Consider the following 12,572-nt stretch of genomic DNA (forward strand, 5'->3'; position numbering starts at 1 on the left):
AAGGCCCCAGTGGGTCAGGATTTATACGGATCAAGACTTGCGCGCAGACCATCGCCCAGGAAGTTGAACGCCAGCACCACGACGATGATCGGCAGCATGGGAATGGCGGTCCACCAGTAGATTTCGATGCTCGCCAGATTTTGCGCGTCATTCAGCATGACGCCCCAGCTGACCGCGGGTGCGCGTAGACCCAACCCGAGGAAACTAAGCGCGGTTTCCCCAAGGATCATCGCCGGGATCGACAGGGTCGCGCTGGCGATCAGATGCGACATGAAATTCGGCAGCAAGTGTTTGCGGATCACCCGTGCGGGCGACGCGCCCATCATCTCGGCCGCTTTGACGTATTCCTCTTCACGCAGGCTCAGGAATTTTGACCGTACCGCCCGCGCCAGCCCGGGCCAGTCCAGAATCCCGAGGATGATCGAGATGATAAAGAACACCGACACCGGCCCCCAGTTCGACGGCACCGCCGCCGAAAGCGCGAGCCAGAGCGGGAGCTCTGGCAAGGACCGCAAAATCTCGATCGCGCGGTTGACCAGCCAGTCGGTCTTGCCGCCGAAGTAGCCGGCCAGCGATCCAAAGAAAATCCCCAGCACAAAGCTGACCGTGATGCCGATCAACCCCACCGTCAAGGACAGCTGCGCGCCATAGAGGATGCGGCTGAACACATCGCGCCCCAACCGATCCGATCCCCAGAGAAACACCGTCGCCCCGTCGGGCGCGCAGAACAGGTGGGTGTCGCTGGGGATGACCGCAAAGAGGTGGTAGGTTTCACCCTTACAAAAATACTCAATCTTGCGCGGGTTGCTGGTATCGGTGTCGTAGACCCAGCGGAAATTCACCAGATCCGCAGTGCCCGTCGTTTCGTAGACGAAGGGGCCGATGAAACTGCCCTCGTGCCAAAGGTTGATGCTTTGGGGGGGCGCGTAGATGTGTTCGGCGTTGCGCTCGTTTGGTGTGTAGGGCGCGATGAACCCCGCCACTGGCAGGATCAGATAGCAGAAGGCCAGAAACAGCCCGGATACCAGCGCCAGCTTGTGCCGCCGGAACTTGCGCCACATGAGCCGCGCGACAGAGGCGTCCATCTCGGCCCGCTCAGGCGCGGAAAGATCGCCGTCGTCGGTCCAGGGGGTGGTGTCGACAAAGCGGTTGTCCGGCTGGATGCTCATGAGCTGCGTGCCCCGTAACGGATGCGCGGATCAAGCAGGACCAGCAGCATGTCAGAGATCATCGTGCCGATCAGCGTCAGCAGGGCCACGAACATCAGGATGAACGCCGCGAGGAACTGGTCTTGGGACTTCAGCGCCACCAGCAGATAGGGCCCGATGGTTTGCAAGCCCAGCACCACCGATACCAGCACAGAGCCCGAGACCATCGCAGGCAGCAGGTTCCCGATATCCGCGACAAAGGGGTTGAAGGCCACGCGCAGCGGGTATTTCGACAGCAGCCGCGCGGGGCCCATGCCCTTGGCCTTGGCGGTCTCCACATAGGGTTTATCAAGCTCGTCGAGCATATTCGCCCGTAACCGCTGCATCATCGCGGCGGCTCCGGCGGTGCCGATCACAAAGGTCGGAACGATCAGGTGCAGCAGGACCGAGCGTACTTTCTCCCAAGACATGGGCTGGCCCTCAAGTTCGGGGGCCATAAGCCCGCCAATCGGCAGGTCAAAGTATTTATGGCCATAGTAAAACAGGATCAGTGCCAGCAGGAAGTTCGGTGTCGCGAGCCCGAGGTAGCCCAGAAAGCCGGCGGTATAATCGACCCAAGTCTCAGATTTGGCGGCGGCAAGCACCCCTAGCGGCAGGGCGATAAGATAAACGAATAATACCGCGGCGAGATTGACCAGCACCGTCATCCATAGCGCATCGCCGACGATTTCGCCCACGGGGCGGTCAAACTCGAACGACCAGCCGAAATTGCCTTGGATCAACCCGGCAAACCCCTGCGGCCCCGGCACCATGCCGACCCAGATCAGGTATTGCTTCCAGATCGGTTCATCCAGCGCGTATTCGTGGCGCAGAAACTCGGCCTTGGCGACGCCTTCGGCCTGACCCGTCGCGCGCAACTCGGCGATCTGGTTCGATAGATAGTCGCCGGGGGGCAGGTTGATGATGACGAAAACCAGAAGCGAGACCACCCAGAGGGTCAGTAGCATGGTGATGAAACGCCACACGGCGTATCGGAGGAAGATCATCGGCTTACCTGCACATGGGGGTCTTGGAAGTAGAATTCGTCGATGCGGTGAATGCCGAAATGCGCGCCGGGATCAAAGGCCCAGATTCCATGCTCCGGTACATTCATCAGATCGTTTGAGACGACGACGGGTTGCGGGGCCTCGGCCAGCACGCCGATGGCGAATTGCTGTTCGGCGTGGATGGCGAGCATCCGCTTCCAGATGTCTTCGCGCACCTGTGGGTCGTCGGTGTGGTTCCAGTCATTCGCCAGCAGCATCAGCCGTTTCGCGGGCTGCATATCAGGGGGCGACCCGGCCTGTCCGACTGTTTGGTAGTATTGTCCCCACATCGGCCAGGCAAAGAATTCCTGATTGGTCGGCGCCAGATAGGAAGGAGAGGTCGACGGCCCCGGAAGCCCGTTGTCCCAGCCGAACCAGACCGAGGCCATGGTCCGCCCTGCATAGATCCGGTTGCGCAGGATATCGCGGTCCAGCGGGCGCATGATCAGGCGGATGCCCAGATCACGCCATGTGTCCGCGATGATCGCCAGCGCGTTTTCTTCCTCGCTGCGTTCGCCGGCGGTTTCGATCACGAATTCCATCGGGCGGCCATCGGGAAGCTTGCGGAGCCCTGCGGGGGTGCGGTCGGTCAGACCCATATCATCCAGCAGCGCGTTGGCATGGGCGAGGTTCATCATGGACCACGCATGTGTGTTGTCGTCGTTGTAAAGCGCGCTTTGCGACAGGGCGGACATGCCGCCTTCGCTGGCGAGGCCGAAATAGAGCGCGCGGTTGATCATGCGTCGATCGATGCCGAGGCTCAGGGCGCGGCGAAAACGCACGTCGCGCATGACCTCGCGCCACACGGGGTCGGCGAAGTTCAGGTTGGGATAGATGGCGATCTGGCTGGCGGCACCGTTGGCCCAAAGCAGGGTGCGGTATTTGCCGCCGTCCGCCTCGCCTTTCTTGAGGATCGCGACATCGGGGAAATCGAGCCCGCGCGCCTGCAGGTCGACCTCGCCCGCGTTGGCCTTGGCCGCGATCAGCCCTCCGCCGACCACGGTCATCTGCACCACATCGATATAGGGCAGCTGCACGCCCCGGCTGTCGATACGGTGGAAATAGGGGTTACGCACAAAGAGCTTGCGCGAACTGTCCTTGTCCGAGGTGTTGATCCACGGCTGCAGGGTCGGCAGCGCGGGGTTGTCGAACTTGTACATATTGTCGCGCTTGTTGTGCAGCGCGGCCCAGCTTTTGACCCGCGCGGCTTTGACCTTTTCGACCAGCGCATCGGGATCGGCGAACTTCTTGTGGAACTGCGACAGGTAGTGGGCCGGGCGATAGATGAACGGCGGGCTTGCTTGCGCCAGCAGCGGCAGAAAATTCGGATTGGGGATCTGCCATTCGAACACGACCGTATGTTCATCGGGGAAGGTGACCTTTCCCAGGCGGTTGTCCACGATCATGAAATCCGGCGGCCCGCTGGGGGTGATGTCCGGGTCGTTGGCAACATTTTCCCACCAGTAACGGAAATCATCCGAGGTAAAGGGCATGCCGTCCGACCAGCGGTGACCGGGGCGCAGGTGAAGCGTGAATTTGCGCCCTTCTTCCACGTCCACCGCGGCGAGGATATCGGGGGCAAGCGTGTAGTCAGGCTGATACCCTACCAGCCGCGCATAGCCGTAAACGACCATTTGCCGCACGTCCTTGGTGCGCGAGATCAACGTGCGTAGCGTCCCGCCCTGACGCCCAAAGCTGCGGCCCTTGGCTTCGAGGTCGACGACCAGAGGCTCTGACGGGATGCGGTCCTGCACGTGGGGCAGGCTGCCGGCGTTGACCTCTTGCGCCCAAAAGCTGCTTTCTTGCAGCACGGGGCCGTCGCTATGCGCGGCAAGGGGCGCAAAGGCGAGGGTCGCGGCGAGGGCAAGGAAGAACTTACGCATGACAACGCACCTTATGGCCGGGCTCAAGCTCGCGCAGGGCGGGGGCGTGATGGCCTTCAAAACGGAACTGTTCGGGCCAGAGCAAGGGAGAGCCCGCGCCCTTGGCGACCAGATCAAGATCGATGGGCCGGCTGATGTCGGGTTCGGGCTGTGCCGCGATCAAGGCGCGGGTGTAGGGGTGTTGCGGATTGTAGAACAACGTGTCGGGCGGGGCCTGTTCGACGATCACGCCAGCGCGCATGACCGCGACCTCGTCCGCGATGCGGGCAACGACCGCCAGATCATGGCTGATGAACAGGTAGCTCAGGTTGGCGCGGTCGCGGATGTCTTCGAGCAGGGTCAGAATTTGCTCTTGGACCGAGACATCCAGCGCCGAGGTGGGTTCGTCGCAGATCAGCAGCTTCGGATCGAGCGTCAGCGCGCGGGCAATGGACAGCCGTTGGCGCTGGCCGCCTGAAAACGCATGCGGGAACCGGCCAAGCATATCAGGGTTCAATCCGACCCACCGCAGCATTTCGGCCGCCTTTTCACGGCGGTCGCGGGCTGTGCCGATGTTGTGCACCTCCATCGGTTCGGTCAGGGCTTGCTGCACGCGCATCCGCGGGCTTAGCGAGGAATACGGGTCTTGAAACACCATCTGCGCTTGCCGTTGAAATGCGGTGCGTTCAGTGGGCGACAGATCATGCACGGCCAGCGGTGCGGCGGCGGGGTCGGGGCGAAACAGCACTTCGCCGCCGGCATCGGGACGTTCGGCCCCCATGGCGATGCGGGCGCAGGTGGTCTTGCCCGATCCGCTTTCGCCAACAATCGCCAGTGTCTTGCCACGGGGCAGGTGCAGGTCAACGTGCTGGCAGGCGGATACGGACACCGGCTTGCGCCAGCCGCCTGCCCGCATGGTGTAGGTCTTGGACACGTCGCGCAGATCAAGGATCACATCGTCTGCGGGCTTCGGGGATGCGGGCGCAGGGGCGGCCACGGCGGGGATCATCGGGGCGGCGGCGAAAAGCTTGGCGGTGTAGGGGTGGGCGGGGCTGCCCAACACCTCTTGCGCATCGCCCCGTTCCATCACGCGGCCCTTGTTCATCACCACGACCCGCTGCGCCATATTCGCCACGACGCCCAGATCATGGGTCACAAGGATCACACCCATACCGGTTTCTGCCTGAAGCGACCGGATCAGCCCGAGCACCTGCGCCTGGGTCGTCACATCCAAGGCGGTCGTCGGTTCGTCCGCGATCAACAGCTCGGGCTTGGCGACCATGGCCATGGCGATCATCGCGCGCTGGCGCATCCCGCCGGACATCTCGAACGGATAGCTTTTCCAGGCGCGCAGTGGATCGACAAAACCGACCTTCTCAAACTGTTCGAGCACGGCACGCTTGGCTGCCCTTCGTCCCATATTGCGGTGCAAGCGCAGCACTTCGGCGACCTGATCGCCAAGCCGGTGCAGCGGCGATAGCGACCGCATGGGTTCTTGAAAGATCATCGAGATGCGATCCCCCCGAATGGCGCGCATCTTCTTTTCGGGGAGGGACAGCAGGTTGACGGCACCCTCGGCCCCGTTGAACCGGATCGACCCGCCACGCATCTGTGCCGCATCGGGCAGTAATCGCAAAACCGACCGGCAGGACAGCGTTTTGCCGGACCCGCTTTCGCCCACCAGCGCGAGGGTCTCGCCCGCGTTCAACGCAAAGCTGACGCCGTCCACGACCGACGGGCCGTTGCCGAAACCGATCGACAGATCATTTACTTCAAGAAGGGGGGCCATTGTTATCCCAAGCGGGTCAGAGCGATCATTACCTATCGAGTGAAGCCGATAAACACCCAAGCGTCTAGGGGGCAGCGCAAAAACCAAGCGTCAGCGGTACACAAAGGGGGGCGGCGTCCCCATGTTGCATCAGTACGACCCAACCCGAAGGAGAACCGCGATGAGCCGCCTGGACATTTTTATCAACCGTATGGTGTCACAGCGTGCGTGTATCGACCATGCCGCCGCCCTGACTCAGACAATGACGGGGCCGGTGTTTGAACTGGGATTGGGCAATGGACGCACGTTTCACCACATCCGCGAAACGATGCCCGAACGGGAAATCTTTGTGTTTGAGCGCGCTGTTGCATCGAATCCCGATAGCACGCCCGAGGACCATCAACTGATCCTGGGGGATGTGCACGAAACCCTGCCTGCGGCACTGACGCGCTTTGGCGCGAATGCGGCTCTGATTCACGCGGATCTTGGCGGGCATAACCTTGCAAAAAACGATGCTTTCGCGCGTGAAATCTCGCCTTTGATCGAGCCGTTATTGGCCGTCGGGGGCATCATGGTGTCCAGTGACCGGATGTATTTCGACAATTTGATCGAAATCCCCTTACCACCTGAAGCTGTGGAGGGACGCTGCTTCATGTACCGCCGCGAGAAGTCATGATCTGAATTAAGTACTTGATACGTAATGGTTAAATAGTAAGTGGCGTCGGTATTCCGGCGCCGCTTTAAGTTTCGCTTGCACGTTCCAAATCCCCTCCCTAGTGTGCGCCCGAGACATAGTGAAACGATGTTTCGCATGGTAAAATAATTCTTGGGAGGGAATTACATGTCCTTTTTGAAAAACCTATCTTTCGCTGCTGCAATGACTGTGGCTGCTTCCGTTGCCGGTGCTGAAACCGTGCTGATCCACGGCGAAGCAGGCCCGAATCGCGGTGCCCGTGCAGACGCGTTGCAGTGGTTCGCCGATCAGGTTGCAGAGCGGTCGGAAAATGATCTGCGCCTCGACATCCAGTGGGGCGGCGCGCTGTTCAAGGCGAATGCGGCCGTACAGTCCATCGGTGACGGTGTGGCGGATATGGGGTCGGTGATCGCGGTGTATTATCCGCAGGAAATGGCCGCCTATGGCATCGCTGACCTGCCCGTAAACAACCCAGACGCCTGGGTCGGTATGCGCGCCACGGACGAACTGATGCGCTCGAACCCCGCGATTGCGGAAAACCTGGCTGAAAAAAACCTCGTGTACATCGGCACATGGACCACCAGCCAGGTGAACATCGGCTGTAAGGGGGACGCGATCCGTTCGGTTGCCGATATCGCCGGCAAGAAAGTACGCGGCACAGGGGCCTACGGTAAGGTCTTTGGTGACGAAGGCGCGAACATGGTCAACATGTCGATCTATGACGCGTACCAAGGGCTCGACACCGGTCTGATCGACTGTAGCCAAGGGTATTCCTACGCTGTTGCCGCGCTGAAGCAGGCCGAAGTCATGGACAACTACACCCTGCTGAACTGGGGCCAGGTTGGCGGCGTCGGCATCTTCATGAACAAAGACATGTTCGATGCGCTGTCCGAAGATCAGCAAGCTGTGCTGCTGGAAACCGGTGCTGATCTGTCCGATGAATTCGGCCGCATGATCACAACCGCGAACGACAACGCCATTGCCGCGATGAAAGAGCAAGGCGTCGAAGTGTTCGAACTGCCCGCGGAAGAGCGCGCCAAGCTGGTCGAAGGCGGCGAGAAGTATCTGGCCGAGTGGGTCGAGACAGCCAACCGCACCGGTCTGCCGGGCGAGCAACTGCTGGAAGACTACAAGGCGCTGATCGCTAAATACACGCAAGAGCGCGACGAGAACGGTTACCCTTGGGCAGCTGACAACAACTAAACACAAGCTTTGGGAGGAGCAGGGACCATGTTGGTACCACTTGAGAAAATCCTGTTGGGGTTGGGCGCGGCTGCGGTCATCCTTTTGGGGATCTTGATCACGTCCAACGTGGTCGCACGCGCCGTCTTCGCATCTAGCGTACCCGATAGCGTTACTTTGGTGCGGGAGCTGATGGTTGCGGCCATCCTCCTGCCCCTTGCGGCAGCGACCGCAAACCGCGCTCACGTTAGTGTGGCTTTTGTGTCCGACCGGTTCGGGCCCAAACTCCGGTCCTGGCTTATTGTGCTGGGGTCGGTCATGGGGATGATCGCCTTGGGCGGTCTGATCTATTCCGGCGGCCGCGAATTCCTGAGCGTTTGGGAAAAGGGCAGCTTTTTCTACGGTGACCTGAACCTGCCCAAATGGCCCGGACGTCTGTTGTTTGTGGTCGGTATCGCCGCCTGCTGGCTGCGTCTGGCGGAATTGGCGATCCGCGATGTGCGGACCATCCTGTCCGGGGGCATCGTTTCGGACGAAGAAAACCACACAATCGAGCTCGTTGCCGAAAAAGAGGTGCTGTAATGGATGCGTCGACCATCGGGCTGATTGCCTTTGCTGCCGTTCTGATCCTGTTGGCGCTGCGTGTGCCGATTGCCTTTGCGCTGGCCAGTGTCGCGACGATTGCGACCTTCTTTATCTTTGCCTTTCGCACCGGCACTTTCATGCCCGAACGTGCCATCCGTGCCACAACGTCGATGGTGTTCTCGAACTCCTTTGACCTGATACACTCCTACGATCTATCGATGATACCGCTGTTTGTCGCCCTTGGGCACATTGCCTATCGCGCGGATATCACGACCAAGATCTACCACGCGGCCAAGGTCTGGCTGACGCGTCTGCCCGGCGGTGTTGCCATGGCAAGTGTCATGGGCTGTGGCGGATTTTCGGCCATTACCGGCAGCTCTATCGCCTGTGCCTCGACCATGGGGAAAATCTGTACGCCCGAGATGCTGCGCATGGGCTATGACCCGCGTCTGGCAACAGCGTCGGTCGCGGCAGGGGGCACGCTGGGCTCGCTGATCCCGCCGTCGGTTCTGTTCATCATCTACGGTATCTTCACCGAGACCTCGATTTCGTCGCTGTTCCTCGCGGGTGTTTTGCCGGGGCTGCTGACGCTGGCGGGCTTTATCCTTGTGATCGCCGTCTGGGTCTGGCGTTCGCCCGAAATCGCCCCTTCGACAGCGACACGCTACTCCGCCAAGGAACGCTTTGCGGCGGCGGCTGAAAGCTGGCCTGCGGTCATGCTGTTCGTGTTGATCATCGGCGGTATCTACGGCGGTATCTTTACGGCGACCGAAGCGGCGGCTGTCTGCGTGGTCGCGGCGACGCTGATCGGTTTTGCGCAGCGCAAGCTGACCTTGCAGGGCCTGTGGGACGCGGTGAAAGAGACGTGCATCCAGACCGCGGCGATCTTCTTTATCGCGGCAGGGGCCAAGATCTTTGTGGCCTTTATCGCCCTGACCAACGTTGCCCCGATGATTGTGAACGTCGTGGCCGAGGCAGAGCTGTCCGTCGTGGTCCTGCTGCTGGCGATTGCCGCGATCTATCTGTTGCTTGGCATGTTCCTTGATCCCATTGGCATCATGGTTCTGACCCTGCCGCTGATGATCCCGCTGGTGGAAAGCTATGACATGAACCTGATCTGGTTCGGTGTTGTGGTGATTAAACTGCTGGAAATCGGGCTGATCACGCCGCCTGTCGGGTTGAACGTCTTTGTTATCGCCAATGTGGTGGGCAAAGAGGCTCCGATCGACAAGATCTTTGCCGGTATCACGCGCTTCCTCAGCGTTGACGTGATCGTGCTGGTGCTGATCATGTCCTTCCCGATGATCTCGCTGCTTATTCCTATGGCGGCGCGATGAGTGGGGACACCACAGACAGGAAGTTTGCCAACACTCTGGCGCGGGGGCTTGCTGTATTGCGGGCCTTTCGCGCCAGTGACAGCGGGCTGACCCACGCGCAGATTGCCGACCGGACGGGGCTGCCCAAGCCTACGGTGTCGCGGCTGACCTATACGCTGTGCGAACTGGGCTACCTCAGCCACGGCGGGCGCAATGACCGCTTTCGGCTGGGGCCGTCGGCTATCGCGCTTGGCTCTGTCGCATCGGTAGCGGTGAACTTTCTGGATTTGGTGTCCGACGCCATGCAAGAGCTGGCCGATAAAACGGGCACGCTATTGCTGGTCGCCGTGCGCGACGACGAGAAAATGATGCTGGTGCGCACATGGCGGCCACAGAACGCTTCGACCATCTGGCTGGAGCCGGGGCACCGGATTCCCGTGTTCGGATCGTCGTCAGGCATGGCCGTCGTGGCGTCACTTGGCGAAGAGCGCTTTGAGCAGTTGACGCCCGAAGCGGATATGCGAAGGTTCCGGGCGGAGGGATATTCGCAATTGATAGAACAAGGGTTCGCCTACGCGTCGGAGGGCACACGATATGCCAGTACGATCAACGCCGTAAGTGTCCCCTATTTTGCCGAAGAGTTCGGCGAACCGGTATCGTTCACCGCCGGTGCCATGCCACATGATTTGCCCGATTCCCGTATCGTGCAAGAGGTCGGCCCCGCGTTGCGTGAACTGGTGCGCGCGCTTGAACAGCGCACCGGGCGCACCCCCGCGCTCAGCCGCCGGGACTGAAATAAGACTAGACCAAGGAATATGCTAAATGACTGACAAGATTGGATATACCCGCAAAGGCGACGTGGCCGTACTGCGGATCAAGAACCCCCCGGTCAATGCGTTGTCCCATGCTGTTCGTGAAGGTCTGGTGGCCGGTATGGCGCAGGCCGAGGCCGATGACGGCGTCAAAGCCGTGGTTATCGTCGGCGAGGGCCGCGCCTTTATCGCCGGTGCGGATATCACCGAATTCGGCAAAACGCCGCTGGAACCTTTCCTGCCCGATGTGTGCAAACGGATCGAGGAGTCCCCGCTGATCGTTGTTGCCTCCATGCATGGTGTGTCCTTGGGCGGCGGGCTCGAGATCGCGCTGTCGGCGCATTACCGCGTGGCGCAGCCGTCGGCCAAAGTGGGCCTGCCCGAAGTGCATCTGGGCCTGATCCCCGGTGCCGGTGCGACCCAGCGTTTGCCGCGTCTGATCGGTGTGGACCCCTCGCTTGATCTGATCACCTCTGGCCGTCAGGTCAAAGCGGCCGAAGCCGAAAGCCTTGGCATTGTCAATCAGGTCACCGAGGGCGACCCCGAGGATGTGGGCGTCGCCTATGCCGAGAACCTGATCGCCACCAACGCACCGCGCCGCCCCGTCAGCGAGATGGCCGCACCCGCGCCGATCGACTGGGATGCCGCCTATGACGGGACGCTGAAAAAGGGGCGGGGGCAAATCTCTCCGGCGCAGGCGGTCCGCGCGGTTCAGGCCGCGGCAGAACTGCCCTTTGACGAAGGCATGCTGGCCGAGCGCAAGATTTTCATGGAGTTGATGGAGACAGACCAGCGTCAGGGCATGATCCACGCGTTCTTCTCTGAGCGTGCGGTAGGCAACCTGCCGGAACTGAAAGGCGTCGAACCCCGCGCGTTGCAATCCATCGGCATCATCGGCGGCGGCACTATGGGCGCAGGCATCGCCACGGCGGCGCTGTTGGCAGGCTTCAACGTCGTGCTTATCGAGATGAAGGAAGACGCGGCAGAGGCCGCGCGCGGTCGCATCGCGGGCAATCTTTCCGGCGCGCTTAAGCGTGGCAAGATCACGCAGATGAAATACGACGCGATGACCAACACCGCACTTGAGGTGTCGATCAACTATGACAGCCTCGCCTCGGTCGATCTGGTGATCGAAGCCGTGTTCGAGGACATGGGTGTCAAGAAAGAGGTTTTCGGCAAGCTTGATGCCGTGTGCAAACCCGGTGCTATTCTGGCGTCCAACACGTCCTATCTGGATGTGGACGAGATCGCGGCCAGCACCTCGCGCCCTGCGGATGTGATCGGGCTGCACTTCTTTTCGCCTGCGCATATCATGAAGCTGCTCGAAGTGGTTGTCGCCGAAAAGACCGCCCCCGATGTGGTCGCCACGGGCTTTGCCCTGGGCAAGGCGCTGAACAAGATTTCCGTGCGCGCCGGTGTCTGCGACGGGTTTATCGGCAACCGTATTCTGGCAACCTACCGCACCGCCGCCGATCACATGGTGCTTGATGGTGCATCGCCGTTCCAGATCGATAAGGCGCTGGTGGATTTCGGCTTTGCCATGGGCCCCTTTGCCGTGGGCGATCTGGCCGGACTCGATATCGGCTGGGCCACACGCAAGCGCAAGGCGGCGACGCGCCACCCTGCCGAACGCGTGCCGACATACCCCGACAAGATCTGCGAAGCCGGTAACTTTGGTCAGAAGACCGGCAAAGGCTACTATATCTATGAGGCCGGATCGCGCGGCGGCGTGCCGAATCCCGAAGTGTCCGAGCTGATCGCCGCAGAACGCGCCGAGCGTGACATCACCCCACGTGACTTTACCGACGCAGAGATCGTCCGCCGCTATATGGCCGCGATGGTCAACGAGGCGGCAAAGGTCGTGGGCGAGGGTATCGCGAAGCGGCCCTTGGACGTGGATATGGTCCTGCTCTTTGGCTACGGCTTCCCGCGCTACTGGGGTGGCCCGATGAAATGGGCCGACCTGCAAGGGCTGCCTGCACTGCTGGCCGACATCGAAAGCTACGCCAAGGAAGACGCCTGGTTCTGGGAACCCGCGCCGCTGCTGAAACAGCTGGTGGCCGAAGGGCGCAACTTTGACGACCTGAACAAACAAGCCGCTAAGTAAATGAACAAGGGCG

General features: G+C 61.0%; 10 protein-coding genes. 6 read left to right on the forward strand and 4 right to left on the reverse strand.

Annotation, left to right across the window (positions count from 1 at the left end):
* Positions 1 to 14 precede the first annotated feature (14 nt).
* Genes ABM428_RS05130 through ABM428_RS05145 form a run of 4 tightly spaced genes read right to left on the reverse strand, consistent with a single transcriptional unit; the run spans position 15 to position 5,884 of the window.
* Entirely contained in the window at positions 15 to 1,169 is a 1,155-nt protein-coding gene (locus ABM428_RS05130; RefSeq protein WP_132997033.1) for an ABC transporter permease, read from the reverse strand.
* Positions 1,166 to 2,194: an ABC transporter permease gene (locus ABM428_RS05135; RefSeq protein WP_005851921.1), complete on the reverse strand. Its 1,029-nt coding sequence runs from the start codon at positions 2,192 to 2,194 to the stop codon at positions 1,166 to 1,168. The genes ABM428_RS05130 and ABM428_RS05135 overlap by 4 nt, the downstream gene beginning before the upstream one ends.
* Positions 2,191 to 4,116 (reverse strand): ABC transporter substrate-binding protein, encoded by a 1,926-nt coding sequence (locus ABM428_RS05140; protein WP_132997032.1) that lies wholly within the window; start codon positions 4,114 to 4,116, stop codon positions 2,191 to 2,193. The genes ABM428_RS05135 and ABM428_RS05140 overlap by 4 nt, the downstream gene beginning before the upstream one ends.
* Positions 4,109 to 5,884: an ABC transporter ATP-binding protein gene (locus ABM428_RS05145; protein ID WP_132997031.1), complete on the reverse strand. Its 1,776-nt coding sequence runs from the start codon at positions 5,882 to 5,884 to the stop codon at positions 4,109 to 4,111. The genes ABM428_RS05140 and ABM428_RS05145 overlap by 8 nt, the downstream gene beginning before the upstream one ends.
* Positions 5,885 to 6,044: 160 nt before the next feature.
* Here ABM428_RS05145 and ABM428_RS05150 point away from each other — a divergent pair, with 160 nt between their 5' ends.
* The 6 genes from ABM428_RS05150 (at position 6,045) to ABM428_RS05175 (ending at position 12,559) form a co-directional block, all read left to right on the forward strand.
* Entirely contained in the window at positions 6,045 to 6,539 is a 495-nt protein-coding gene (locus ABM428_RS05150; RefSeq protein WP_132997204.1) for a class I SAM-dependent methyltransferase, read from the forward strand.
* Between the two features lie 165 nt (positions 6,540 to 6,704).
* Complete coding sequence (locus ABM428_RS05155; protein WP_037943567.1) at positions 6,705 to 7,760, forward strand: C4-dicarboxylate TRAP transporter substrate-binding protein; 1,056 nt, start codon at positions 6,705 to 6,707, stop codon at positions 7,758 to 7,760.
* Positions 7,761 to 7,787: 27 nt separating this feature from the next.
* Complete coding sequence (locus ABM428_RS05160) at positions 7,788 to 8,321, forward strand: TRAP transporter small permease (protein WP_005851926.1); 534 nt, start codon at positions 7,788 to 7,790, stop codon at positions 8,319 to 8,321.
* Entirely contained in the window at positions 8,321 to 9,661 is a 1,341-nt protein-coding gene (locus tag ABM428_RS05165) for a TRAP transporter large permease (RefSeq protein WP_005851928.1), read from the forward strand. Before ABM428_RS05160 ends, ABM428_RS05165 begins: the two co-directional genes overlap by 1 nt.
* Positions 9,658 to 10,434 carry an IclR family transcriptional regulator gene (locus ABM428_RS05170; protein WP_009826240.1) on the forward strand — a complete coding sequence of 259 codons (777 nt, stop codon included), beginning with the start codon at positions 9,658 to 9,660 and terminating at the stop codon, positions 10,432 to 10,434. Before ABM428_RS05165 ends, ABM428_RS05170 begins: the two co-directional genes overlap by 4 nt.
* Positions 10,435 to 10,462: 28 nt before the next feature.
* Positions 10,463 to 12,559, forward strand: coding sequence for an FAD-dependent oxidoreductase (locus ABM428_RS05175; RefSeq protein WP_132997030.1), 2,097 nt, complete (start codon positions 10,463 to 10,465; stop codon positions 12,557 to 12,559).
* Positions 12,560 to 12,572: the final 13 nt, after the last annotated feature.

It is taken from the genome of Sulfitobacter sp. TCYB15 (assembly GCF_040435955.1).
Classification (GTDB): domain Bacteria; phylum Pseudomonadota; class Alphaproteobacteria; order Rhodobacterales; family Rhodobacteraceae; genus Sulfitobacter; species Sulfitobacter pontiacus.